The sequence below is a fragment of the Roseofilum capinflatum BLCC-M114 genome (assembly GCF_030068505.1).
GTDB classification, from domain to species: domain Bacteria; phylum Cyanobacteriota; class Cyanobacteriia; order Cyanobacteriales; family Desertifilaceae; genus Roseofilum; species Roseofilum capinflatum.
The window spans coordinates 13,391-38,426 of the sequence record NZ_JAQOSO010000024.1 but is presented as its reverse complement, the minus strand read 5'-3'; the positions used below and the strand labels follow the sequence as shown (position 1 = coordinate 38,426).

At 47.7% G+C, this 25,036-nt stretch carries 28 protein-coding genes, 1 tRNA gene and 1 other annotated feature; of the genes, 19 read left to right on the top strand and 10 right to left on the bottom strand.

Annotated elements, in window-relative coordinates; all coding sequences use genetic code 11:
- Window positions 1-90 precede the first annotated feature (90 nt).
- Window positions 91-1,647, bottom strand: coding sequence for an NAD(P)/FAD-dependent oxidoreductase (locus PMG25_RS05800; RefSeq protein ID WP_283765956.1), 1,557 nt, complete (start codon window positions 1,645-1,647; stop codon window positions 91-93).
- Between the two features lie 112 nt (window positions 1,648-1,759).
- On the opposite strand from PMG25_RS05800, the gene rplS reads away from it, so the two are divergent.
- From rplS to rplL, 8 genes are all read left to right on the top strand, one after another.
- Window positions 1,760-2,143: a 50S ribosomal protein L19 gene (gene rplS / locus PMG25_RS05795; RefSeq protein ID WP_283765955.1), complete on the top strand. Its 384-nt coding sequence runs from the start codon at window positions 1,760-1,762 to the stop codon at window positions 2,141-2,143.
- A gap of 69 nt (window positions 2,144-2,212) precedes the next feature.
- A tRNA-Trp gene (locus PMG25_RS05790) sits at window positions 2,213-2,285 on the top strand.
- A gap of 211 nt (window positions 2,286-2,496) precedes the next feature.
- Window positions 2,497-2,724, top strand: coding sequence for a preprotein translocase subunit SecE (secE, locus tag PMG25_RS05785; protein WP_283765954.1), 228 nt, complete (start codon window positions 2,497-2,499; stop codon window positions 2,722-2,724).
- 2 nt (window positions 2,725-2,726) lie between these two features.
- Window positions 2,727-3,359, top strand: coding sequence for a transcription termination/antitermination protein NusG (nusG, locus tag PMG25_RS05780; RefSeq protein ID WP_283765953.1), 633 nt, complete (start codon window positions 2,727-2,729; stop codon window positions 3,357-3,359).
- A gap of 22 nt (window positions 3,360-3,381) precedes the next feature.
- Window positions 3,382-3,807: a 50S ribosomal protein L11 gene (gene rplK / locus PMG25_RS05775; RefSeq protein WP_283763394.1), complete on the top strand. Its 426-nt coding sequence runs from the start codon at window positions 3,382-3,384 to the stop codon at window positions 3,805-3,807.
- Between the two features lie 118 nt (window positions 3,808-3,925).
- Window positions 3,926-4,642: a 50S ribosomal protein L1 gene (rplA, locus tag PMG25_RS05770; protein ID WP_283765952.1), complete on the top strand. Its 717-nt coding sequence runs from the start codon at window positions 3,926-3,928 to the stop codon at window positions 4,640-4,642.
- Between the two features lie 48 nt (window positions 4,643-4,690).
- Window positions 4,691-4,863, top strand: a sequence feature (ribosomal protein L10 leader region).
- Between the two features lie 51 nt (window positions 4,864-4,914).
- Window positions 4,915-5,463: a 50S ribosomal protein L10 gene (gene rplJ / locus PMG25_RS05765; RefSeq protein WP_283765951.1), complete on the top strand. Its 549-nt coding sequence runs from the start codon at window positions 4,915-4,917 to the stop codon at window positions 5,461-5,463.
- Window positions 5,464-5,511: 48 nt separating this feature from the next.
- On the top strand, window positions 5,512-5,910 hold the full coding sequence (rplL, locus tag PMG25_RS05760) for a 50S ribosomal protein L7/L12 (RefSeq protein WP_283765950.1): 399 nt from the start codon (window positions 5,512-5,514) through the stop codon (window positions 5,908-5,910).
- Between the two features lie 93 nt (window positions 5,911-6,003).
- Here rplL and PMG25_RS05755 read toward each other — a convergent pair whose 3' ends face one another.
- Together PMG25_RS05755 and PMG25_RS05750 are read right to left on the bottom strand one after the other, a co-directional pair.
- On the bottom strand, window positions 6,004-6,771 hold the full coding sequence (locus PMG25_RS05755) for a hypothetical protein (protein WP_283765949.1): 768 nt from the start codon (window positions 6,769-6,771) through the stop codon (window positions 6,004-6,006).
- A 179-nt stretch (window positions 6,772-6,950) separates the two neighbouring features.
- The gene (locus PMG25_RS05750; protein WP_283765948.1) at window positions 6,951-8,240 is read right to left on the bottom strand and encodes a sensor histidine kinase; all 1,290 of its coding nucleotides are present in this window, start codon (window positions 8,238-8,240) and stop codon (window positions 6,951-6,953) included.
- A 281-nt stretch (window positions 8,241-8,521) separates the two neighbouring features.
- Between PMG25_RS05750 and PMG25_RS05745 the strand changes: the two genes are divergently transcribed.
- Entirely contained in the window at window positions 8,522-8,851 is a 330-nt protein-coding gene (locus PMG25_RS05745; protein ID WP_283765947.1) for a DUF3155 domain-containing protein, read from the top strand.
- 74 nt (window positions 8,852-8,925) lie between these two features.
- Here the strand turns inward: PMG25_RS05745 and PMG25_RS05740 are convergent, their stop codons facing one another.
- Window positions 8,926-9,480: a cofactor assembly of complex C subunit B gene (locus PMG25_RS05740; protein ID WP_283765946.1), complete on the bottom strand. Its 555-nt coding sequence runs from the start codon at window positions 9,478-9,480 to the stop codon at window positions 8,926-8,928.
- Window positions 9,481-9,529: 49 nt separating this feature from the next.
- Between PMG25_RS05740 and thiL the strand changes: the two genes are divergently transcribed.
- On the top strand, window positions 9,530-10,528 hold the full coding sequence (gene thiL, locus PMG25_RS05735) for a thiamine-phosphate kinase (protein WP_283765945.1): 999 nt from the start codon (window positions 9,530-9,532) through the stop codon (window positions 10,526-10,528).
- A 49-nt stretch (window positions 10,529-10,577) separates the two neighbouring features.
- Here thiL and PMG25_RS05730 read toward each other — a convergent pair whose 3' ends face one another.
- Window positions 10,578-11,594, bottom strand: coding sequence for a type I glyceraldehyde-3-phosphate dehydrogenase (locus PMG25_RS05730; protein WP_283765944.1), 1,017 nt, complete (start codon window positions 11,592-11,594; stop codon window positions 10,578-10,580).
- A gap of 660 nt (window positions 11,595-12,254) precedes the next feature.
- Here PMG25_RS05730 and murC point away from each other — a divergent pair.
- From murC to PMG25_RS05710, 4 genes are all read left to right on the top strand, one after another.
- Window positions 12,255-13,745, top strand: coding sequence for a UDP-N-acetylmuramate--L-alanine ligase (gene murC, locus PMG25_RS05725; RefSeq protein WP_347178751.1), 1,491 nt, complete (start codon window positions 12,255-12,257; stop codon window positions 13,743-13,745).
- A 55-nt stretch (window positions 13,746-13,800) separates the two neighbouring features.
- The gene (murB, locus tag PMG25_RS05720) at window positions 13,801-14,784 is read left to right on the top strand and encodes a UDP-N-acetylmuramate dehydrogenase (protein WP_283765942.1); all 984 of its coding nucleotides are present in this window, start codon (window positions 13,801-13,803) and stop codon (window positions 14,782-14,784) included.
- 143 nt (window positions 14,785-14,927) lie between these two features.
- On the top strand, window positions 14,928-15,275 hold the full coding sequence (locus PMG25_RS05715; protein ID WP_430540951.1) for a YbaB/EbfC family nucleoid-associated protein: 348 nt from the start codon (window positions 14,928-14,930) through the stop codon (window positions 15,273-15,275).
- A 90-nt stretch (window positions 15,276-15,365) separates the two neighbouring features.
- Entirely contained in the window at window positions 15,366-15,842 is a 477-nt protein-coding gene (locus tag PMG25_RS05710; RefSeq protein WP_283765941.1) for a low molecular weight protein-tyrosine-phosphatase, read from the top strand.
- Between the two features lie 163 nt (window positions 15,843-16,005).
- On the opposite strand, the gene PMG25_RS05705 is transcribed toward PMG25_RS05710, so the two are convergent.
- On the bottom strand, window positions 16,006-16,659 hold the full coding sequence (locus tag PMG25_RS05705) for a response regulator transcription factor (RefSeq protein WP_283765940.1): 654 nt from the start codon (window positions 16,657-16,659) through the stop codon (window positions 16,006-16,008).
- Window positions 16,660-16,671: 12 nt separating this feature from the next.
- Window positions 16,672-17,652: a M48 family metallopeptidase gene (locus PMG25_RS05700; RefSeq protein WP_283765939.1), complete on the bottom strand. Its 981-nt coding sequence runs from the start codon at window positions 17,650-17,652 to the stop codon at window positions 16,672-16,674.
- A 214-nt stretch (window positions 17,653-17,866) separates the two neighbouring features.
- Here PMG25_RS05700 and PMG25_RS05695 point away from each other — a divergent pair, with 214 nt between their 5' ends.
- A complete protein-coding gene (locus PMG25_RS05695; RefSeq protein ID WP_283765938.1) occupies window positions 17,867-18,826 on the top strand; it encodes a glycosyltransferase family 9 protein in 960 nt (319 codons plus the stop codon).
- A 141-nt stretch (window positions 18,827-18,967) separates the two neighbouring features.
- On the opposite strand, the gene PMG25_RS05690 is transcribed toward PMG25_RS05695, so the two are convergent.
- Window positions 18,968-19,309, bottom strand: coding sequence for a hypothetical protein (locus PMG25_RS05690; RefSeq protein ID WP_283765937.1), 342 nt, complete (start codon window positions 19,307-19,309; stop codon window positions 18,968-18,970).
- Window positions 19,310-19,357: 48 nt separating this feature from the next.
- On the opposite strand from PMG25_RS05690, the gene PMG25_RS05685 reads away from it, so the two are divergent.
- Window positions 19,358-19,948: a D-glycero-alpha-D-manno-heptose-1,7-bisphosphate 7-phosphatase gene (locus tag PMG25_RS05685; protein ID WP_283765936.1), complete on the top strand. Its 591-nt coding sequence runs from the start codon at window positions 19,358-19,360 to the stop codon at window positions 19,946-19,948.
- Between the two features lie 36 nt (window positions 19,949-19,984).
- Window positions 19,985-21,205, top strand: coding sequence for a DUF790 family protein (locus PMG25_RS05680; protein WP_283765935.1), 1,221 nt, complete (start codon window positions 19,985-19,987; stop codon window positions 21,203-21,205).
- A 180-nt stretch (window positions 21,206-21,385) separates the two neighbouring features.
- Here the strand turns inward: PMG25_RS05680 and PMG25_RS05675 are convergent, their stop codons facing one another.
- Window positions 21,386-21,724, bottom strand: coding sequence for a winged helix-turn-helix transcriptional regulator (locus PMG25_RS05675; protein WP_283765934.1), 339 nt, complete (start codon window positions 21,722-21,724; stop codon window positions 21,386-21,388).
- 101 nt (window positions 21,725-21,825) lie between these two features.
- On the opposite strand from PMG25_RS05675, the gene PMG25_RS05670 reads away from it, so the two are divergent.
- Both PMG25_RS05670 and PMG25_RS05665 read left to right on the top strand, forming a co-directional pair.
- Window positions 21,826-22,551 (top strand): pirin family protein, encoded by a 726-nt coding sequence (locus PMG25_RS05670; protein ID WP_283765933.1) that lies wholly within the window; start codon window positions 21,826-21,828, stop codon window positions 22,549-22,551.
- Window positions 22,552-22,653: 102 nt separating this feature from the next.
- Complete coding sequence (locus PMG25_RS05665; RefSeq protein WP_283765932.1) at window positions 22,654-23,238, top strand: NADPH-dependent FMN reductase; 585 nt, start codon at window positions 22,654-22,656, stop codon at window positions 23,236-23,238.
- Window positions 23,239-23,303: 65 nt separating this feature from the next.
- Here the strand turns inward: PMG25_RS05665 and PMG25_RS05660 are convergent, their stop codons facing one another.
- A complete protein-coding gene (locus PMG25_RS05660) occupies window positions 23,304-24,869 on the bottom strand; it encodes a transposase (RefSeq protein ID WP_283765931.1) in 1,566 nt (521 codons plus the stop codon).
- Between the last annotated feature and the right edge of the window lie 167 nt (window positions 24,870-25,036).

Genomic DNA, 25,036 nt, shown 5'->3' with positions numbered 1-25,036 from the left:
AGCCTAGGCAAAATGATTCAAATTCTACCCGCATACCCTGCCCACCTTACCGCCATATTTTAATTGATTACCCGGACTTGATATTACTTATTACTCATAATCCCGTCCTGAGCCGTAGTGCCAACCCTCTCGCCAACGGTGATAAGTGTAGCGTTGCTCTGGAGAAAGGAATTGCAGATCGGGGTCTAAGGAATTACCCAGTATATCTAATAGGGTATAAACGCCTAAATTCTGATAATGGATCATCCAATTAATCAGGGTGGGTAAGCCGACTTGGGGAATGATTTTGAGGACAGAAAGGGGTTGTTGAATCCAGGTTTTGAGTAAGGTTTCAGTTAAGCCGGGAAACTGCACCACATCTTGCAAAAAGGGACGTAAAACATCATCGCCTGCTTCTTCCATAATGGCAAAAACGCCCCGGAGCAAGTCATTGGGAGGCACGAGAAAGTCTTTACTTTCCATGCTTAAACTCATGGAGCGCTGGAAGAGCCAAGTGACGGATAAACTGGGTTGATAGGGTTGGAGAAGGGATAATTGTTTTTGGGTCAGGGTATCGAGGCTTAAGGCTTCTTCTATACCCAAGGTTAAACGCTTTAGGTGTCGGATCATGGCTCCAAAACCGCCAAAACTGAGGGGCGACTGGCTACCACTACTATCACCGATGGGTAAGATGCGATCGAAGGGGAGTTTTAGGGGACTGTTTTGATAGCAGGGAAAGAAGCCGAAGAGGGCGCGTTGAAAGGTGAGTTGATCGAGGGAAATGTTTTGGTATTCGGGGAGTAGGCGCAAGTATTCTTCATAGAAAAATTCTAGGCTAAAGCGATCGCGATGGGCATCTAAGTAGGTGAATAAATAGGTGGTGCGCCCATCTTTGGCAGGAAAGGCTTCCCAGAAATATTGACAGTGATGCATCGGGGGAGTGAAGGAGACAAAGAGATCTCCGGTGTCGTTTTGGGGATAGCCTTGAGCGACGCTACCGACGACTAAACAGACGGCATCCGGTTTTGCTCCGGCTCGTGCTTGTTTGCTGATAGGGGAAAAGTGCCCCATGGCATCGAGGAGTAAGCGAGCGTTAATATTTTGATTTCCCGCTTTGACGATAATGCGATCTGGGTAAATCGTCGCTCCTGCAAACGGCGTTTGCTCTAATAGAGTTCCTCCGGCTGCCAAGAAACGCTGCTTTAGACACTCCAACAGAAACACCGGATCGATGCCAATATTGAGGATACCCTTAACCCAAATATCCCGGCTACCGGGAAAACTAATCCGGGCTGGGTTATACTCAGTGGCGATCGCCTCCTCCAGCTCCTCCTCAGTCAAAACCCCCAACTCCACCAACACCCCCAACTCCCGACGGGAAATATTCCACTCCTGCACCCTACCGCGCAAAATGCCCCGCTCTACCACCGTCACCCCAATGCCGCGCAACTGCAACGCACAGCCCATCATAATCCCCAGAGTGCCCCCACAGATCACCACATCCGTATCTAAGGGTTTATCCTCCGCACTCCCCGGATCAGCTACCGTAATCACTTCAGGAACCGGTATACTTGATGAGCGCACACCCGACCAGAGCTGATCCGCCTTTCGCAACCCTGCCAGCACATCCCCTGGTAATTGAGATAAAATTTCTTCAGTTTTACTCATACCCGACTCCATACACTCACCCACCCTCTAGGGTAACCCCAATTCCTTCTAGACGGAAACTTAAGATTTGAGTTACAATAAAAAATTGTGAGTTTTTAGGAAATAGAAGGCCATGCACGCTCAAGAGATCATCCGCTCCATCGAAGCGGAACAAATGAAACCAGAAATTCCCCTAATCTACGTTGGAGATACCATCAAAGTCGGCGTAAGAATCCGTGAAGGTGGAAAAGAAAGAACCCAGCCCTACGAAGGAGTCGTCATTGCCAAACGCAATGGAGGCATCAACGAAACCATTACCGTCCGCAGAATCTTCCAAGGCGTAGGCGTAGAGCGAGTCTTTCTACTCCACTCTCCCCGGATCGCCAGTATTCAAGTCATCCGTCGAGGAAAAGCCCGCCGAGCCAAACTCTATTATCTGCGCGATCGCGTCGGTAAAGCCACCCGTCTCAAACAGCGCTTCGATCGCCCCCTAAACAAAAAAATCAAGACCAAATAACCCTCCCCCTTGACACTACTTCCAATTGAGCTGTACAATCAGAGAGCTGAGGTTATAAAAAATCTCCGTGCGCTCTTAGTTCAGTTGGTAGAACGCAGGTCTCCAAAACCTGATGTCGGGGGTTCAAGTCCTCCAGGGCGCGTTAGCTCATTCCAATTGGCCAGCGTGTCATCCGTCCCGGTTAGGGCTGCCTGAGCAGCCGAAAAGGAAGTGGTGTAAAGGTCGTAAAACACAAGCCAGGTTCGTTAAACTGGAAATCAACACCAGGGGAGAACCCAACACACCCATGCTCACAACATGGGCACAGTTCACCCCTCACCCAACCACCCAATTGCAAGGGAGATCCAAACACCGTGGCCAAAAAAGAAACCGCTCAAGCCCCAGAAAAATCAGAAAACCCCATAGAGGTTACCCAAAAATTCCTGCAAGGAACCAAAGACGAACTGCAAAAAGTTGTTTGGCCCTCTCGCCAACAACTCATCAGTGAATCTGTTGCCGTCATGTCCATGGTAGGACTATTCGCCTTTCTCATCTTTGCAGTCGATAAACTATTTATGTGGACAGCCAGTCAGGTATTTTGAGCATGGTATCAGAGGAGTCTTTCGAGTCAAACCCCAGAGAAACCGACCCCCAGGAAACCGAAAATAAACCGGCTGAAAAACCCAGGTGGTACGCCGTACAAGTTGCCTCCGGTTGTGAAAAGCGAGTCAAAAACAACCTAGAACAACGGAAGCAAACCCTCAACGTCGCCAACCGCATTCTGGAAGTCAAGATACCGGAAAAATCCACGGTTCAATTCCGCAAAGGCGGCAAATCTCAACAGAGTATAGAAAAAGTTCTTCCTGGGTACGTCTTGATCCATATGGTTCTCGACGATGAAACCTGGCCGGTAGTCAAAAACACCCCCAATGTGATTAACTTTGTAGGGGCAGAACAAAAACGTCGCTACGGTCGAGGACGGGGCCATGTTAAACCCCTTCCCCTGAGTCCGACAGAAGTCGAGCGCATGTTCAAACAGACCCAGGAAGACAAAACAGTGGTCAGAATTGATATGGCCCCTGGTGACAAAATCCTGGTCTTATCTGGGCCATTCAAAGATTTTGAAGGAGAAGTGATTGAAGTTAGCCCCGAACGGAGCAAACTCAAAGCCCTCCTCTCAATTTTCGGTCGAGATACCCCAGTCGAACTCGAGTTCAACCAAGTTGAAAAACAATAAAGTTAATTAGGATAATTAGCCAATGGGTAAAAAAGTTGTTGCCATGATTAAACTAGCCTTACCTGCGGGTAAAGCTAACCCTGCTCCCCCCGTTGGCCCTGCCTTGGGTCAACATGGGGTGAACATCATGATGTTCTGTAAAGAATACAATGCCAAAACTGCCGATCAACCCGGTATGGTGATTCCGGTTGAAATCTCCGTTTACGAAGACCGCAGTTTTACCTTTGTTCTCAAAACCCCTCCCGCTTCGGTTCTGATTAAAAAAGCGGCCAAAATTGACAAAGGTTCAGCCGAACCCAACAAACAAAAAGTCGGAACCATCACCCGCGACCAACTGCAAGAAATTGCCCAAACCAAAATGCCCGATTTAAATGCCAATGACATCGAGGCAGCCATGAATATCGTCGCTGGAACCGCCCGCAATATGGGAGTCAAAGTGGTGGACTAGAAGAAGTATTCTTCTTGTGCTATCATAATAAAATTGTCTAATCTTGAGACAACCCTATTGAATCAATCGCGGGGGAGAAGTCAAACCTTCGTTATCCACCCCAGGAGACTCAAAAAACATGCCTAGAAAGCTATCGCGCAGACTGCAAGAGCTGTACAAAAAAGTAGAAGATCGGCCCTATGAACCTTTAGAAGCCATTCAATTACTCAAAGAGACAGCAACGGCCAAATTTCCAGAATCAGCAGAAGTTCATATTCGCCTAGGAATTGACCCCAAATATACCGATCAGCAGTTAAGAACCACCGTTGTTTTACCTAAAGGAACGGGGCAAACTGTCCGAGTCGCTGTTATTGCTAGAGGGGAAAAAGTTTCAGAAGCCTCCAGTGGTGGCGCAGATGTCTATGGTTCTGAAGAACTGATTGATGAAATCCAGAAAGGACGGATGGACTTCGATCGCCTGATTGCCACACCAGACATGATGCCGCAAGTAGCAAAACTCGGTCGTTTATTGGGGCCCCGTGGCTTAATGCCTTCACCGAAAGCGGGAACCGTCACCTTTGATGTTGCTCAGGCAATTACTGAAGTCAAAGCCGGTAAACTCGAATTCCGCGCTGACCGGACTGGAATCGTCCATATTCTCTTTGGCAAAGCAGCCTTTAGCGCCGAAGATCTCTTAGAAAACCTCAAAGCGATCCAAGAAACCGTCGATCGCAACAAACCCTCTGGTGCAAAAGGTCGATACTGGCGCACCGTCCATATTTGTGCCAGCATGGGCCCGCCCATTGAGGTCGATATTTCCTTCTTGCGAGATCTCAAAGCTGCTGAAGCTGCCTAGCTTGTACAGATTTAGATTGCAGCGCGTCTAAAACTCTAAACCTCTGAATTTTTTATATCAATTCAGCCCAAGATAGCAGGTGCGTACTGCTTAATTTCCTGCCGAGGCCTATCGAAAATGTTCTTAAATCCCCGATCGCCAACTCAGTATGGCCAGATTGGGGCGCTCATTTTCGCCCGCAACGCCCCGGCTCCCCGTCGGGGCGTTGCTTTTGGGCCACTAATGCCAAAGTCCGAGTAAGGTCTGACTCAGACCATGGAGGTAACACATCAATGGGGAGAACCCTAGAAAACAAAAAGGAAATCCTTGCCGAGCTTCAAGAAAGCTTGAAGGATACCCAACTGGCCGTTGTCATTGACTATAAAGGTCTGTCCGTTGCCGAAATCACCAATTTACGGCAACAACTGCGCCCAACCGGAACCACCTGCAAGGTCACCAAGAATACCCTAATGCGGAAAGCCGTAGAAGGGGATGAAGCTTGGGAACCCATGAAGGAATTCCTTTCCGACGCTTCGGCCTTTTTACTGGTTAAAGACGACATTGGTGGAGCCATTAAGGCCTATCAAGGCTTTCAAAAAGCCACCAAGAAAACAGTCCTCCGGGGCGGAGTCATGGAAGGCCGGGCCCTCTCCGAGGAAGAGATCAAAGCCATTGGTGACTTGCCCTCTAAAGAGGAACTCATCGCTCAAATTGCTGGGGCCATTAATGGCGTGGCCACCAAACTGGCGGTTGGAATTAATCAAGTTCCATCCTCGATTGCCCGTGGCCTGCAAGCCTACGTGGACAAAGAAGGAGGGGACGCTGGCAGTGATGCTGCTTAGAATCCCCTTCACGCGATCGTAAATGACTAATACGGAGTATACCTAACTATGTCTGCTGTTACTGACGAAATCATTGAAAAGCTGAAAACCCTTTCTCTGCTCGAAGCCTCTGAACTGGTGAAGCAAATCGAAGAAACCTTTGGGGTAAGTGCTGCGGCTCCGGCTGGTGGCATGATGATGATGGCTCCCGGTGCTGGTGGGGCTGCGGCTCCGGCTGAGGAAGTGGAAGAGAAAACCGAATTTGATGTGGTTCTGGAAGAAGTTCCGGCTGATAAGAAAATTGCCGTGCTTAAGGTGGTTCGTGGCCTGACCGGTTTGGGTCTGAAAGAAGCCAAAGAAATGGTGGAATCTGCGCCTAAAGCGGTTAAAGAGGCAGTGGCTAAAGATGCGGCAGAAGATGCTAAGAAGCAGCTTGAAGAAGCAGGCGCTAAAGTTAGCGTTAAATAAACAACCATTGGCCTGAATTGATATACCTGGAGGGGGTTGAATCACCCCCTCTTTTTTTTGATTGATGATTTTCCCATTACCAGCCCATAGCGCTTAAGCACTTTTGAAAAAGCGAATAATTTCTCTGGCATGGTTGAGAAATTGGGAATCTTCATTGATTTGGGCTAGGGCGGTTTGGGCTTCTCTAGAGAGTTGCTGATGGGCAGCTTGGTTAGTTGCTTTCAGGTCTTCGTGGGCGGTGGCTAACCGACTGAGGTCTTGGCGCAAGGTGTCTAATTGGTCTTGATGTTGCTGATGGTTTTGATCGAGTTTTTTGCTGAGGGCTTTGAGGGTTTTTTCCATTTCCATGAGCCGTCCTCGCACTTCGAGGATGTCTTCGCGGGGATATTTGAAGCTTTGGTTAAGACCGTTGAGACGAATGACGAGATATTGATAGAAGGCGATCGCCGGCCTTAAACCGGTAAATAAGAGGGCCGCTCCGGAGCTAATGTAGCCGATCGCACTGATACCAGTGGCTGCTAATAAATAGAGTCCGATCGCCGAGAGCAGGTGAAGGGCGATCGCTATTTGCAGGGCGCGACGAGCTACAACACTCACATAACGCTGTTGTTCTAAGTTAATAGGAATGCCTTTATTCATCGATTCTTGGCCATTATCTAAAACCGATTTAGCCGTAAAATAGACATTCCAAGGAACGGTAACAATGGCCATCAACCACCAAAAACTCGCCGTTCCTACAATCCAATCTAAAAAGTTACCGGTGGGAATATGCAGCCAAGTTAATAGGCCAAAGGTGACCAAAACAACCAGCACTAATCCCACACTAAAAGCAATGAAGTTTCCTAAGCTTTTAGAAATCATAATTCATTTTTGAGCAGTGATTTATCTTGGATAGTAGCGAGCAAATTACTCAGGTTTTGGGCACTTGTGACAGTTTTATAAGTGGTTTAGAGCGCAAGGTGGGCAAAATTAATCGTTAAGTTTCCTTCTCCTTTGTCTGAAGTATTTGCCCACCCTAGATCTTTAATTTTTAATGGATATTATGGAATCGGTAAACTAATCACAAACGTTGTACCTTGGGTGGCTTCGGGTGGATAGGCGGCTGGACTAAAGACTTTCAGAGTTCCCTGCATTTGTTCGGTTAAATCTTTGGCGATCGCCAAACCCAAACCGGTTCCGGGAATCTCTCCTTGGCTCTGAACCCCGCGATAATGGCGCTTAAAGACCTCTGTAATATCTTCTGGGGGAATTCCTGGGCCTGTGTCGCTAATGGCTATGAGCAGTTGATTTTGGCTGTTGTGAGCCGTAACTTGTAGATAAATGGTTCCCGGTGCTGGGGTGTATTTGATCCCATTTTCTAAAAGGTTGTTTAAGACTTCCGTTAACGCCTTCGGATCGACATCAATCAGGGGTAAATCATCGGGAATTTGCTGTTTGAGGGTCAGTCCCTTATCTTCGGCGATCGCCTCAATCGACGGCAAAAGAGCGCCTAAGATCTCTTCAATGGCGCAAGATTCAAGGGTGAGGGGCATGGCTCCGAGGGAAGCAGGGAGTTGGGCCACCGCAGAAGCTGTCGCACTCAACAATCGGGGTTCTGAAGCCTCACTTCCATCAGATTCTAGAGTACGATCCGATTGTTCTAGGACATCCATGGATTGATTAAAATGTTGCAGCAAATCTTGGAGCCTGGTACTTTCCCGGAGCATATTTTCAGCGATCGCCCGATTGGGATCTGCCGGCGCTAGTCGCTTGAGCAGCAATTTCCCAAAGGTTCCCAAAGCCGTTAGGGGGTTGCGAAATTGATGCAAAAAATTATGCAACAGTTCATGACGCTTACTTTCCAGCTCAGTCTGTTGTTGATAACGGTGTTCAGACCATTGCCCCCGTTGATCCAATAAACAAGCGATCGCCAACGTATTGGTAATTTGTTGAATCTGTTCTCGCTCTAGATCATTCCAGTGTCGATCTTGCCGTTGCGTCACCAAAAAGCCCATCAACATCTTTTGTTTCACCAGGGGGAGAATCAGTTGATGGGATTGGGGGAGTACCTCCGAGTCGGCTGATTCTGGCTTCGGATCGAGGGGATCGGGTAAAGAAGGGGTGAGACCTTGAAATTGCCAATCTGAGGGAAGAAAAGCGATCGCTTCTAGCTCATTCCAGGGAGTCGCCCGATCCGGATAAGCGGCGATCGGAATCAGTTGGGTAAACGACCGGTCTAGATGATGTTCGGTCAGATAAACTGCACTTAATGAAGCTCCCAAGGATTGGGTCAGTAGGGAGATTTGCGATCGACACAGTTCAATAAATTCCGAACTGGCAGGCCTTAACATGAGGATAGAACTTAAGCAGGGACGTTAGGATTTCACAACATCCGACATTGCCGTAATGCCAGAGTTAGATTTCGCTTTCCCTATTGTAGTGGTTTCCGGGGACTCAAGGGGTTTAGCCCGGAAGTTCTCTGGGCATCTCCACAGAAAGTGACCCCCGATGATTAGGAAATTTTGTTGATTTATCTTAAGACCGATTGATTTTTTTCATATAAACCGATATAATCTGCACGTATTTTGTAACCACAACTACATCTGTCTGCTAAAAGGGGAGGTAAGGACATTTGGCTAGAAGACGTAAGCGCAAAAGCCGTCGTCGTCAGGAAGGACGACGCATCCTCGAACAAGTTCCTCAGTATAGCATTGAAAGCGGCGAAGATAAACCTGTAACGGCAGCACGAAAATTCATTCGTGCCCAAGGGATTATCCCACCCGCTTTATTACTGGTCAAGCGGAACGAGCATACCACAGATCGGTACTTCTGGGCAGAAAAAGGTTTATTCGGCGCTCAATATGTTGAGGAAAACCATTTTCTGTTTCCCAGTCTTAAACATCCCGATGAACTCCAAGCCCCATCAATGCTACTGGGAACCGGCGTAACTGAAGCCAAATAAGCTGATACACCTTATCCGATCGGATAGCAGCGTGTCAAGCTTCAGGTCACTCGGCAAGTTTCTGAGGCAGGGTTTTAGGTGAACTCTGCCTCAGAAGAGATCAAGGGGTCTAAGGCTTTCTGAAGTTCAGCAAGTTCATCTCGGTGTGCTTTCAGAGCAATCAAACTTTGCGCCGTTTGGGTCGGTTGATCTAAGGGTTGAACTTGCAGCTCCACTTGTTCAGTACGATAAGCACCCTTCCAGTAGAAAAGGCCTGCACCAGGGGCAAGGGCAACGCCCATCCATAGGATTGGGGGAAACTCAGACCAGAGGGTGGAGAATACAAGATTAGCACAAAGGATGCCGAGGGCAGCTAAAAAAGAGAGAAAGATGGCTAGAAACCAACTGGGCTGAACCGTACCTTCGAGAGTAATTTTCTGGGTTTGGCTCTCTAGGGCTGTGACTTGATAGGCTCGGCGGTCAAAATAGTCTTGCAATTGGGGAAGTAATTCTTCTTCTGTAACGTTAGCAATGAGCGTGATTTCTTCCGTTCGGTCTTTCACCGATGCGCGGATAAAGAAAAAGAGACCGATACACATCAGAAGGGTCAGGATCAGTAAGGGAATTAAAGCAGGATTTTCGCCGATCATGTCAGGGTTTAAAGTATAGAAGACGCTTTTAATAGTTTACGACGGGGTTATGAAGGTTAAAGAAATTGGTGAACAGGGTCTGTTGCAGCATCTTTTTCGGTTTTGTCCGGCCCATCGGGTGGGTGATGATGGGGCAGTGTTAGAGCTTTCCCCAGGATACTCGATGGTGGTGACCACGGATGTGTTGGTGGATGGAGTCCATTTTAGCGATCGCACCACGCCCCCCCATGCAGTGGGCTGGCGAGCGGTAGCAGCGAATTTATCGGATTTAGCCGCGATGGGCGCTGCGCCTTTGGGGATCACGGTGGGGTTAAGCTTGCCAGGGGACACGGAAGTGGAGTGGGTTGAATCCCTCTATGAAGGGATGACAGAGTGTTTACACCCCTATGAGACTCCCATTATCGGCGGGGATGTGGTGCGATCGCCAGTGATTTCCCTCAGTATTACTGCTTTGGGACAAGTGCAACCCGATCGCCTCTGTCAGCGCCATACAGGAGAACCAGGCGATCGAATTGTGGTCACCGGGGTTCATGGAGCCTCCCGCGCAGGCTTAGAATGTTTGTTAAATCCGGAGTGGTCTACGGCTCTATCCCCTGGCGATCGCCAACGGTTAATTCAAGCCCATCAATATCCGAAACCGCGCCTAGATGTTTTGCCTCAGTTATGGGAGTTGCATCCCCAATGGATCACCGGAATGGATAGTAGTGACGGGTTAGCCGATGCCCTAGAGCAGATTTGCCGAGCCAGTGGGGTGGGCGCTCAGATTCATCTGAGCAAAATTCCCACGGCTCACGGCTTAAAGGCTGTACTTTCTGAAGAAGAAATTCGCCATTGGGCTTTTTATGGAGGAGAAGATTTTGAGTTAGTGCTGTGTCTTCCTCCACAAGTCGCCGAGCCGTTTGTAGAGAAACTGGGGGAAGATGCAGCCGTCATTGGAGAACTCACCGTTGGCGATCGCCTGGAACTTTTAGATCATTTCGACTATGGAGATAAACCAAACCCCAACTCGACCTTAGATCGACGTTGGGGCTTCCAACATTTTAATTAAATTATGGAGTCAATGGGCAATGGAGGCAATGCATCTATATTTAAGCTATTTAGGCTTGCCAGTTCTTCGCCACCACCTCAGCCAGATCCACAACTCGCTGAGAGTATCCCCACTCATTGTCATACCAGGCAATCACTTTTACCATATCGCCATCCATGACCATGGTTAGGCTGGCATCCACAATAGAAGAAGCATCATGACCGCGATAGTCACAAGAGACTAATGGGAGATCGCTATATTCGAGAACTCCTTTTAAGGGGCCTTCAGCCGCTTCTTGCAGCACTTCATTGACCTCTTCTACAAAAGTCCTTTTCTCCACCTGAACCACTAAGTCCACAACGGATACATTAGGAGTCGGAACCCGCATGGCTATCCCATTGAGTTTTCCTCTTAATTCAGGAATCACCAAGGCTACAGCTTTAGCTGCTCCGGTAGAGGTCGGAACAATATTCAATGCTGCGGCTCTAGCACGACGGACATCGCGGTGAGAAGCATCAAGCAGGCGTTGGTCACCCGTATAACTATGGGTAGTGGTCATGGTTCCCTTAATGATCCCAAACTTCTCATGGAGAACCTTGGCAAATGGAGCTAAACAGTTCGTCGTGCAACTGGCATTACTGACGACGTTATAATCTCCATGCCGATACTGTTGATCGTTGACTCCGACTACGAAGGTTCCGATGTTTCCTCCTTTTCCGGGAGCAGTAATCAGAACCTTTTTAGCTCCCGCTTGTAAATGCTTGGATGCTCCTTCTTCGGTTACAAATACCCCTGTCGATTCAATAATTAAATCGATATCCCATTCTTTCCAGGGTAAGTTTAGGGGGTTGCGATCGGAAACACATTTAATGGTCTTACCATTGACCGTTAGGGAGTTCTCATCCGCCGATATCTCTGCATCCAATGTGCCCAACATGGAGTCATATTTGAGCAAATGGGCGTTTGTTTTCGGATCGGAAGTATCATTAATACCCACAACTTCCAGGTTGCTATTCTCTCTGCCTGCCCAGCAGCGCATGAAGTTGCGTCCAATCCGACCAAAACCGTTAATTGCTACTCTAATCACTTCGTCTTGCCCTCTATTTCTTCAACCAAGTATTTTTAAGCAAATGCTAAATGTTTATTGTGACATTAACCCGACTAGAAAATCGCTGTTCGCGTGCGATCGCACTACAAAATCAGCTCTCCTCGCCCTGAATCAGGGATCGGATGGACACCAAATTTTATGACTGACTCCCCAAAAACCATGCAGATAAGGCTGCTTGATTTTGGGTCACTCACTGGCGATCGCCATCGATTGATTGAGGCAGTCCATCTAGCGATCCAGGGTTAAGCCCGATAGAGCCTGGCTTGGGTGAAGCCAGATTCTGTTGTTTATCCTCTAATCTAGAAAATCTTCCAGAATTGAGTTGAGCTTCCTAAGCATGAGAAAGCCTGTTCAATCTGAAGATACCATAAAAGGGAACCGAGTTTTTGAGAACATCCGGTTTAATTTCCGGAAGCAGGGGCAAGCAAAACGAAGAGATAATAAATAAATCTCTCTATTATATCATAAAACTCAAAAACATCCAAATCAGGCTATCCTGGGGGGCACAAACAGAATCAAAATAGGGAAAACCATGGTGATGCTCAGGAACAGATTGGGAATTTTATGGCATAGTATTGCCATAAAAACAAATCCTGAAATATGATATCGCGTGTTATTGGTGTGGTGTGTGAGGAAAAAATGCTTAGTCCGATAGACTTTGGTGGCAAACCCTTCCATTTTATCGGGATAGGTGGGATAGGCATGTCCGCTTTAGCGTACATTTTAGCCAAACGAAACCTACCCGTTTCGGGTTCAGATATTCGCTTATCCCATATTACCGAACGGTTGCAGGGGTTAGGAACTCAGATTTTTGGCTCTCAAGAGGGCCAAAACTTAGAAATCTATCAATTTAACCGCTCTGACTTAGAGAGGGGAGAAGAGAGGGAAAGCCAAGCTCAAGAGGCGATCGCCCCAGTCCCCCAAAGCCCAGTCACTACAACGAACCCAACCGTAACCGATCCGTATCGCTTACCCCAAGTGATTTGCTCAACCGCCATCAATACCAATAACGCAGAATATCGAGCCGCTCTAGAATTGGGCTGTCCCATTTTTCATCGCTCTGATGTCCTCGCTGCTCTGATCCAAGACTATCGGAGTGTAGCCGTGGCCGGAACCCATGGTAAAACCACCACCAGTAGTTTAATCGGTTATCTGTTGCTCAGAGCCGCGTTAGATCCCACCATTATCATTGGGGGAGAAGTCAAAGCCTGGGAAGGAAATGCCCGATTTGGCCAAGGAGAATTTCTAGTGGCAGAAGCAGATGAATCAGATGGTTCTCTGGTTAAATTGGCAGCAGAAATTGGAGTGATTACCAATATAGAATTAGATCATCCCGATCATTATGACAGTCTCGATCAGGTGATTGAAACCTTTGAAAGATTTAAGAAACAGTGTAAAACATTAGTGGGATGCATTGATTGTGCAACGGTGCGCGATCGCATTCATCCCACTCTTACCTATAGTTTAGATTTAGAGTCAGGGGCAGCATACAGCGTCGATCGGGTGGTCTATACCTCCCAAGGAACCCAGGCGAGGGTCTGGGAGCGAGGTCAGGTGTTAGGGAATATAGAAATTCCCCTCTTAGGCCAGCACAATCTTAGCAATGGGCTGGCGGCGATCGCCGTAGGTCGTCACTTAGGCATCGAATTTACCACCATTCAGGAGGCCCTGTCCTCCTTTGAAGGAGCCAAACGACGCTTTGAATACCGAGGAGAATTTAATGGCAGTATACTCATTGATGACTATGCTCACCATCCCAGTGAAATCCAAGCGACATTAGCCGCAGCCAGTCTCAGAGCTAAAGACCAGCGAGTGATAGCCATATTCCAACCCCACCGCTATAGTCGAACCCAAATGTTTCTGGCCGAATTCGCCCAATCCTTCGGACAAGCCAATCAAGTGGTGGTAACGGATATCTATAGTGCCGGTGAAGCTAATTTAGAGCATCTCCAGGGTGAAAGCGTCGCTCAGGCGATCGGTCAATATCACGATCGAGTCTGCTATCAACCCACACTCAAAGACGTTGAACACTACTTGGCCACCCATTTACAACCGGGAGATTATGCCGTGTTTCTAGGAGCTGGGAACTTAAACCAAATTATTCCCCCACTCATCTCTCGTTCGGTTTAATCCCTCACGTTCTCCCCACCTCCTCCACCTGCCCATACACCATTGATGAAAACCCATGACAATTTCCTACGATCCCCCTAGACTCAAAAGCGCTCGTGGTCTGACTCAGATGGCTCCTGAAGGCATCCAACTCAAACCAACGGATGGGGTGAGTCAACCGAGTATGATTCAATCCCATGTCCCCTTAGCAGGGTTAACCTCATTTCGGGTGGGGGGGCCAGCTCAATGGTATGCTGCCCCTCAATCAGAAGCCGAATTACTGGAGAGTTTAGCTTGGGCAAAATCAAAATCTCTACCTGTGACCGTGATCGGGGCAGGATCAAACTTGTTAATTAGTGATGAGGGGTTACCGGGACTGGTGATCGGGACTCGAAATCTGCGAAATATTGAGTATGACGATCAGATGGCACAAGTGAGCGTTGGTGCTGGTGTGTCCTTAGCCTATCTAGCTCGGCAAGTGGCTCGTAGGGGGTGGTCTGGACTCGAATGGGCGATCGGCATTCCCGGAACCGTTGGGGGAGCTGTAGTGATGAATGCTGGGGCCCACAAAAGCTGTATTGCCGATATTCTCATGGATATTGAAGTGATCTCTGGTAACGGCATCAATCAAACCTTAACCCATGCAGACCTCGAATATCGTTACCGCAGCTCTATCCTGCAAGGGTCAAACTACACGGTTACTCAGGCTCGGTTTCAACTCAAGCCAACCCACGATCCCCAAAGGATAATAGCAACGACCAATACCCATCTCCATCAACGTCACGCCACCCAACCCTATCATCTGCCCAGTTGTGGCAGTGTGTTTCGCAATCCTGAACCCCAAAAAGCGGCCCAACTGATTGAAAAAACGGGCCTGAAGGGCTATAAAATTGGAGATGCCCAGGTTTCTGAACTCCATGCCAACTTTATTCTCAACTGTGGCCAGGCAAAAGCCAGTGATATTTATCAATTAATTCACTATGTTCAGGATCAAGTGGCTCGGCAATGGTCAATCCAATTGAAACCGGAAGTGAAGATTTTAGGAAAGTTTAACCCATAACTCAAAACACTCCTATCTCTTAGGAGTCAAGGGTCTAACCCTAGATCTCCTGAGATTTTTACCGCCATTTTGGTTATGCCTGAGCCAAGTGTGGGTAAAATAGCGTAGGAAAGCAGAACAACCCAAATTAGAGTTAATCAATTATGTCACAAGGAAAGGGATTTGGCTTCGGTTTAGGAAAAATGAAAGAGCTGACCGAAGCGTTTAAAAAAGCTCAACAGGTTCAAGAGGGAGCAAAGCAACTCCAAGAAGAGTTAGAGGAACTCGAAGTTGAGGGAGAAGCAGGCGGTGGACTGGTTAAGGTGGTCATGAATGGCAACCAAAATCCCCAGCGTGTAACTATTTCTCCTGATGTTCTGGGAGAAGGGGCTGATGTGGTCTCAGACTTGGTTACCGCAGCCATGAAAGATGCTTATAACAAGTCTACAGCCACCATGAAGGAAAAGATGGAATCCTTGACAGAAGGATTAAATCTGCCGGGTATGGGATAATGCTTGCTCAGGGGTTCATGGGTCTGGGATCTTGAAGTGAACAGGCGATCGTGACCCCCTTTTGTACTGACTAGAACTGCTGTAAAGAGAATGCCATATAAGCTGTTATTTGTGTGTCTGGGCAACATTTGCCGATCGCCTTCCGCCGAAAATATTATGAACCATTTGATCGCCCAACGGGGTTTAGAAGACCAAATTGAGTGCGATTCAGCCGGTACAAGTGCCTATCATATTGGTAGCTCCCCAGACCGCCGCATGGCAGCCGCAGCAGCAAAACAAGGGATTGAGCTGAAAGGAAAGGCGCGTCAGTTTCAGACGGAAGATTTTGAAGCGTTTGATTTGATCCTGGCCATGGACAAGGATAATTATCGTAATATTTTGTTCTTAGACCAGAGAAATCAGTATAAGGATAAAGTGCGTCTAATGTGTGATTTCTGCACTCGTCATCCCCAGATTTCCGAAGTTCCAGACCCCTATTATGGTGGCCCGGAAGGGTTTAATCAGGTCATTGATTTACTCATGGATGCCTGTGAGGGGTTGTTACATCAATTAACAATTAACAATTAATATCAAATCCAGTTATTCATCCATAATTAAAAGTCTAGGGAGCCAGACGCTCCCACTCCAATAATATCAAGGGATTCCAGGAGTGCGGGCATCTTGCCCGCTTGTCTTTTCCCATTCACCGGACTTGATACAGCGCAAAGCGCTATATCATTCCCCCTACTCCCTACTCAATCAACCCGTGTTGCATGACATAGTGAACCAGTTCTGCTCGATTATTCGTTAAGGTTTTGCGTAATAAGCTACTCACATATTTTTCAATGGTGCGGGGACTTAAATGTAAACGCTGGCCAATTTGTGCATTCGATAAGCCACTGGTAAGTAAATGCAGAACATCCCATTCTCGATTAGTCAAAGCTAGATCGGGGGGTACAATTTTGCTGGTTAACGGTTCCGAAGAAGTACCAATAGCAGGAGTCGGGGCTTTAGAGGTTGCCTGCATCATTAATGAATAGCGTTCAACCAAATTCCGTACCACTGCCCCTAACTCTTCGAGTTCAAAGGGTTTGGGTAAATACATATCACATCCTAACTGATAGCCCCGAATGCGGTCTTCCATAGCTGTACGAGCCGTTAAGAAAACTACCGGCAATAAACGAAATTCCGGTTGCTTACGGATCTGGCGCACCAATTCGTAGCCATCCATCAAGGGCATAGCAATATCTGTGACTATCAGATAGGGATGATATTGTTTAACCTGTTGCAGAGCTTCTTGTCCATGTGCCGCCAGGATAACCGAATAACCTCCCTGCTCTAAATAGTCTTGAATAGCAAGGCGTGTTCCCAGATCATCTTCGACAACCAGAATCACCAGTGACATGGCAGTAGAGTATTAGTTTTTCTGTTTTTGGGTTTTGAGTCGCTCAATTTCTTGCTGTAACTCTTCAAGTTGATGACGCAGGTCTTCTGCTTCTTTTCTTGCTGACTTGGGCGCTTCTGAGTCCACATTGACCGATCCTTCGGCAGCCTCTTGGCGATAATTTCCTTGACGAATTTGGGCATATTCTGGGGAATCATACCAGGTTTGTAGATATTGGAGCCGGTCAACGGGGAAGGGATGACTTAGGAGCATTCCCTGTCCTCCATTGTACAGAAGAAACTTATAAACCTGATTGAGATTGTCTTGATCCAGGTCTTGATAGGTTTGAGATTGACGGATAAATTCTTGTAGATTGACTTCATGGCCATATTGACTCGATCCCCCTGCCATTTTCATCATGGTATTCATGACGAGAGGAAGGTTATCGGTGACGAGGAGAGCGGCACGATCTGCTGATAGTTCAGCTTTGCGCCGCCATTCGTAAAAGGCATAGATGAGACCGCTACTGACGACATTGCCTAAGCCAAAGGTCATTTCACCGATCGCTGCTGCTGTGTTCATGGCCCAGATCGCCATCTGAATTAAAATGGTGTGGCCACACTTAATATGACCGAGTTCGTGAGCCAGGACAGTTTTAATTTCCGCTTCACTCATCAAGTCCAATAAGCCGGTATTCAGAACAATAAACGGCTTATCTTTGCCCAAAGCATAACTATTGACTTGGGGATTTTGGGACACAAATAAGTCCGGTTGTGGGGAAACATCCAGATCGCGGACAGATTCCCGAAACAGTTGATAAATGGTGGAATACTGGCGGGGCCCCACTTCAATACTGTTGCCCATTAAGTAAATATATTGAGGACGTTCGTAAATAAATTCTACAAATTTGCGAGCGACTGCATCAAATCCTGGGAAACTGCGTAAGGTTTGTTCGGCTTCCCAGTCTAGGGGATGACGGAAGGCTTCGCTAGAGATTCCGGTATAAGTGGGCATAAGGGTTGATCTATCTTAGTTGTACAGTTACAAACCTCTTTTATGATGACATTTCTTGGCTGGCGTTGCCGTTAATTCGATTAAAACCCACCTCTGGTTTGGGATCTGAATGGGGTCGGGCGGGTTCATGGGGTGAAGCAACCTATTACCAATTCACCATTACTAGCGGAAAGCGCTATACAATGCAAGCGTTGATACATTCTATAAGAAGGTCATGAAAGTAGTAGCCCTTGTTCCTGGTGGCATTGGCGATCAGATCTTATTTTTTCCGACGCTCGATCGCCTGAAACAATCCTACCCCAAAGCGGAAATCGATGTCATTGTCGAACCCCGCTCAAAGGGAGCCTATCGCGTCAGTCAGTCTGTAAATGATGTGTTTGCCTTTGACTTCAAAGACCGCAACTCTCCGGCAGACTGGGGGAATTTATTGGGTATTTTACGCGATCGCGAATACGAAGTCGCCCTCTCCCTCGGTCAACGCTGGGCCGTCGGTCTGCTCCTCTGGCTCACCGGTATCCCCACCCGCATCAGTTATCAAGGGCCGGGGTCTTTCTTCCTCTCCAACCCCATTCCCCTCAAAACCGAGCAATACGCCGCTCATATGTACTATGACCTCCTCCAAGGTCTGAACATCAGCGGCCCCTGTCCCGACCTCTCCCTCAACGTCCCCAAAAAAGACATCGAATGGGCCGAGCAAGAACAGCAAAAACTCGGCATCGGTGAAGGCGGTTATCTCTTAATTCATGGAGGGTCGAGCCAACTGGCCCAAACCAAAGGCATTGATAAAATCTATCCTGTCGCCAAATGGCAAGCCATTGTCCAAACCCTCAACCAGCAACAGCCAGACTTACCCCTAGTCGTGCTGAAAGGCCCCGAAGACGAAGCCCTGGTGAGCCAACTGATACAAGTTTGTCCCAACTTAAAAGTCACCTCACCCCCAGACATTGGTAAACTAGCCGCCATGATTGCCAATGCCAACTTAATGCTCTGTACCGATAGCGCCCCCATGCACTTGTCTGTAGCGGTAAAAACCTTTACCATCGCCCTCTTTGGCCCCACTGACCCGCAGAAACTTCTTCCTGCCAGTGACAAATATATCAGTATTTCTTCCCCTACGGGCAAGATAGCAGATATTACCCCCCAAATGGTACTGGAGAAAATTCTCGGCAGTTAGCTCTCTATCGTTTACCCTCATCTGGCGGCCCCCCCTTCGACTTCGCTCAGAGCGACGCTCCCGCAGACCCTGCTCTGGGGAAGCCGAAGGGAGAGGGCAGGCGCTTCGCGCTAGGGAATAGGTGAAGAATGGAGGGGAAATTCATCTGGGTTCCCGTGGCTCTATGGGAATTTCGCCCGGTTCGATCGCACTGAAGTGTCGCTCAAAGACGGGGATGATCCACTGGCCCTCGTTTTGAAAGTTTTCGGGTTGGAGTTCTGGGGCTGGTGTAGGGGGGGTTGGGTGCAGTTCGCGATCGAGAAGCTCGAATAGTTTTTGTTTGTCAGTGGGGTTGAGTTGATCAATGGCTGGCAAGAGTTCATTGAGTGTCATATCTGGCTCCTGGTGTGCTGTATCTATTTTACCTTCTGCAAACGCCAGGGGGCGATCGCCGAGGGTTGGGTTAAATGGTTTCTCAAATGTTATTTGGGCGGCGTTTACCATGATTGGTACACCTTGGTAAAGTGAATTAACAAGTCTATCCCCTCTCCCATGAGCCAACCCGCCGTATTTCTAGACCGTGATGGAGTTCTCAACCAAGAAGTCGGTTATATCCATCGAGTAGAAGACCTCAACCTCATTCCCGGTGTCGCTCAAGCAGTGCGCCGCTTAAATGACCAAAACTTCTTCTGTTGCCTGGTGACCAATCAATCGGGGCCGGCGCGATCGTACTATAGTATCGATCATGTCAATGCGCTCCATCAGCGCCTCCGTAGCCTCCTAAAAACCCAAGCTGGAGCCGTCTTAGATGCCCTCTTCGTCTGTCCCTATCTCAGCCCCCCAGAAGGCGGTATTGACCCAGAATTTGCCCGATGGAGTACCTGGCGCAAACCCAACACCGGCATGTTAGTCGCAGCCGCTTGGGAACATGACTTAGACCTCAGTTCTAGTTTTGTTGTCGGCGATAAAGCGACAGATGTAGACATGGCTCATAATGCCGGATGTCAAGGCATTTTAGTCCAAACTGGTTATGGTTCGCGGGTTCTCTCCGGAGACTATCAGCACCATACTCGACCCGATTATATCGCCACAGATTTAGCCGATGGCGTAAATTGGATTCTTGGAATAGGGAATAGGGAATAGGATGTTTAATTTTTAATTTTTAATTTTTAATTGATCATGCTACCGAGCGAATTACTGATTTATCGCTATAGCGGCGAAACTATTATTCCCAAAAGACTCAAACTAGACCGCTATTGGATAGGGATAGCCACCGATTTAATTGCCTGTTTTCAAGACCATATCGGACAACCCCAAAAAGACCTCGATCGCAGCTTACAGGAATTTGAAGGCGAAAGTCCCGATTTTCGCATCAAGCGCGGACTCGCTCATCTCTTGAAAAGCTCCTTTTCTACCTTTGAAATCATCAGCCCCCTTGACCCCCCCCTGCTCAGACAGCGCATCTTTGCCGCAGCGGCCCAAGGTCGGCCGGGACACGACTGGACAGAACACACCTTAACCCAAGTGGCCCACAGTTTGAGCCAAGAACTCAAGCGCGAAGTAGTCATTGATGAACTGCGTCAAGGACTCTATGCCGATTTAATCGAAAATCGCATCTTCACCCAATTTGACCCCCCAGAACCGGAAGCGCTGCTGCATCGCTATAACCTGTCCCAAGTGCAAGGTATCTTTTATCGCGCCACCCATATTAAAATTAATGCACATCGCAATGTTCCCGGAGAATATAAGCTCTTATTTCGCTATCTGAAGCTGTTTCAATTGATGGCATATATTGAAGGGGATGCCGACCATGGGTTTACGATTACCATTGATGGGCCCTCTAGTTTACTAAAGGTGAGTACGCGCTATGGACTGGCTTTGGCTAAGTTAATTCCGGCTCTGTTGCATGTGACCAAATGGAGCATCGAAGCCAATTTACAAACCCGTGATTTCTATACGGGTGCGCCGAAACAAGGTAAGTTTTCTTTAGATTCCCAATGTCAGTTAGTCAGCCATTATCCCCCCGGAAAACCCTATGATAGTATGATTGAGTCAGCTTTTGCCGATCGCTGGGAAAAGCAGAAAACCGATTGGGCTTTAGAGCGAGAAGTGGATTTAATCCCCATTCCCGGTAGTGTGATGATTCCGGATTTTCGCTTTGTCCATGCCGATGGGCGATCGGTTTTATTAGAAATTGTGGGCTATTGGCGACCGAGTTATTTACAGAAGAAATTTTATCAGGTGAAATTTATTGATGACAAGGCTTTTATTTTGGCGATTTCTGACCGTTTGAATCTAGAAAAAGCTGGGGTTAAGATTTCCGAGTGTCCCATTCCCATTGTCTGGTTTAAGGAGAAATTATTGCCCAAGTCAGTTCTGGAATTATTAGAAAATTTATGAAGATTTTATGGTTTTCCCATTACCCATTACCTACAGCAGTTTTCTCTGCTATCCGGTACACTTTGATCCCCCTAAATCCCCCTTAAAAAAGGGGGACTTTCTTATTCCCCCCCTTATTAAGCAGGGGGTTAGAGGGGGATCTTTTACTACTGCACTTCATTACAGCGCAAAGCACTGTAATTATCCATCCTTGATGTCCATATACTCAATTGCCCAGTCATGCATCGCTGTTAAAACTGGTTCTAAACTCTCTCCTGTGGGGGTTAAAGAATACTCAACTTTGGGCGGTACTTGGGCATAAACCACGCGCTGAATTAGTCCATCTTCTTCCATTTCTCGCAGTTGTTGGGTGAGCATTTTCTGCGTGACTCCAGAAATGGCTCGTTGCAGTTCTCCAAAGCGCTTGACTCCAGAGAACAGTTCGCGCAGAATTAACACTTTCCAGCGTCCCCCAATCACTTTGATGGTAGTTTCTACGGCACAGGTTAGGCGGGTTGAGGACTCTAATTTACTGTCCATTGTTACTTTTTGGGTACTAGGGCACTTTGAAGTGCCGTCTTTACAGGCTCAGTTGGGCTGGACTACACTTATCATTAATGGTTGAATTCAGAAGTTAGGTTATGGTTCATACACCCCTACAAACCCCCCAAATCACAGTTCGTAAATCCTCAGAGCGGGGATTAGCTAACCATGGATGGTTAAATTCATATCATACCTTTTCTTTTGCCAATTATTATGACCCTAAGTATCAAGGATTTCGCCATCTTTTGGTGATTAATGAAGACCGAATTAAGGGCGGTTCGGGTTTTGGAACCCATCCCCACCGAGATATGGAAATTATTTCCTATGTGATTGATGGCGCTTTAGAGCATCAGGATAGCATGGGCAATGGGTCGGTAATTCGTCCGGGAGATGTGCAAATTATGAGTGCAGGAACGGGGGTTACCCATAGTGAGTATAATCCTTCTCAGGAAGATTGGGGGCATTTTTTGCAAATCTGGATTTTACCGAATCAAAAGGGGTTAAATCCGGGTTATCAACAACAATATTTTAGTCCAGCATCGAAACAAAATCAACTGCGGTTGTTGGTTTCTCCGGATGGTGAGCAGGGTTCGGTGGTGATTCATCAAGATGCTAAGTTGTTTGCTTCGGTGTTAGATCCAGGGGTGGCGTTAGCTTATGAGTTTGCCCCAGAGCGTTATGGATGGATACAAATGGTGCGGGGAAAACTGTCAGTTAATGGTACAGTATTGGAAACTGGAGATGGGGCTGCGATCGCCCATACGGAAACCTTAAATTTACAAGCCCAAGAATCCTCGGAGTTTCTGCTGTTTGATTTGGCTTAGTTTTTGTTAATGCCCTCTGCTTATCTCCCTCTCCCCTCATCTCCAGAGGGGTTGGGGGATGAGGGCAACGGTTAACTACTCATTTTTTTTACTGAATGAATCATGTCTAATTCAACCAAAATTCTCGCTTTTGCAGGTAGCGCTCGCCAGGAATCTTTTCATAAAAAACTGGTGAAAATTGCGGCTCAAGGAGCTACGGAAGCAGGCGCAGAAGTGACATTTATTGATTTGCGGGATTACCCGATGCCGATTTATGACCAGGATTTAGAAGAGAAGGAAGGTTTACCGGAGTCGGTTTTGGCTTTGAAGGCGCTGTTTAAGACTCACCAAGGGTTGTTAATTGCCTCTCCGGAATACAATAGCTCAATTACGGGATTATTGAAAAATACGATTGATTGGTTGTCCCGTTCGGAACCGGATGAACCCCCTTTGGCGCTTAGTTGTTTTCGGGGTAAGGTGGCTGGAATTATGAGTATTTCTCCGGGAGGCGTAGGAGGTTTGAGGGGATTGGTTCATTTACGGGCGATTTTGGAGAATATTGGCGTGATGGTTTTGCCGGATCAAAAGACGATTCCGAATGCCTTTGAGCAGTTTGATGGTGAGGATCAACTGAAGGATGAACGGCAACAGAAGTCGGTTAAGGCTTTGGGGCAAAAGTTGGCAGAGTTGGCGATGAAGTTGTCATAGGTTGCGTTTGCCTTCTTCCCCCTACCCCCCTTCTCCCGTGGGAGAAGGGGGACTTTTTTTCTCTCCTATTTTTTGCGGGTTTTCTTGATGTTTTGTTTGATGGTTTTTTGGAGGTTGGGTTCGCGTCCGAGTTTGGCGATGAGTTCGGAAGAGTTGATATCCCGATCGCCTTCATATCCGCAATGGGTACACCGATAGACAGGCTTATTGATGTCCATGTCTGGATCATAGGCTAGGCATTGGCAGCAAATCCGAGATAAGGGTAGATCGGACGCAGGTTTTAGGCGCTGCATCTTTTTACCGAATTCTTGGGTTTTCTTGTCGATTAAGTCGATTTGTTGACCGATCGCCGCATCCAGATTACTCTTATTTTGGCCCGCTACAGCCGCCGCTTGGTTTTTGTCAAAGCCGCTCCCGTCCTCTTTGGCTTTGGCTTTTGCCTTTCCTACCTTATTCTGCAAGCCATGCTCAACGGCGATACCGGAGGAATAGGTGGTTAAATAGGAAGCAATCCGGTATTGATGCGATCGCCGTCTGCGTTTCGTCTTTTCGTGGATGCGCTTGATTTTCTGCTTGCAGTTTTTCACCCCTTGGGAGTCTCCGCACTGCTTCCACCGTAGGCGCTGAATGGTGCTGGCGTTTAAGTCAACACCAATATGGGCGCACAAATCCTCAACCGTGCGGCAAGTTTTGAGGATGTCCGCATCTGCTTTCGAGACATAATCCAATAGATTCGTGTCCGGGTGATGTATCCACAGAATCAGCCGACGGTAGAGTTTCTCATCCAGGTGTTGCTGTGCTTTCTTCAGTTTTTCTTGGGAGTCCCGATAAAATCGGGGTTTACTGATTTGTTGACTGCGGGTTTTTCCCTCTTCATTCACCCAAGTTACGGAGCAATAGTTCTCTTCTTTCCATCCCCAATCAACCCCTGCATAGCCTCTCGGCTCCACATTTCGCACCCGTCGGGGCGGTTCTTCGCGGGTGAGTTGGACAAAAAACCCGGATGCTTTCTCGACAATTTGCATCACTTTTACCCGACTCTTTCCCCAGCGCTGGTCAAGTCCGGGGAGGTGAACATCGCCAAAACCGGGGATTTTTAGCCGATTTTCTCCTACAGTGCGGACAGCATCGGCTGATTGGGGTTTTTTGCCTCCGGCATTGGGGTTGGGGTGGCGAATGGTGGTTACAGGGGTATTCGTTCCCTTAAATTTCGGCTTTCCTCGACGTAGGGATTCTTTACTGTAGCGGTCTTTTACATATTTATCCCAAGCGCCCCCTAGTTGTTCGAGTAATCCCATGCGATATTTTTGTTGCACGTTGAGGATCAGTTGCCGGTCTAAATCTTTGAGGAGGTCGGGGGTAATAATTGACCGGTCTTGTAAATCTCTAGCCCTGGCAAGGATGCCTAAGCCTCGTTTGGAGTCCTTCATGGCTGAATTGCTGATTAGTCCGGGGTTGTGGTCGCGTTGAATGGGGCAAGAGTAGCCATAGCCGCCAAACCATCCAGAGGCTTTAATCTCGGCACGGGTGAAGACGTGATCCTTATCGCCCATTCTCTCATGACCGGCTTTAGTAGTGGCGATTTGATCGGCTGTAAAATTGGCCTTAAATTCACTAACTTTACAGATCATGAAGTGTGGTTAAAAATTGGTTTTGGGTGGTATAATCACTATAATATCTTCGGATGTTCCCCGGTTTCGGGGGATATGGCGGTGTAGCTTTGGCAGCCGCAATCTGCTGGTGAAACTAACCAGCGATCTATCTAATTTAATATAGAGGGGACAATTGATCAAGCAGA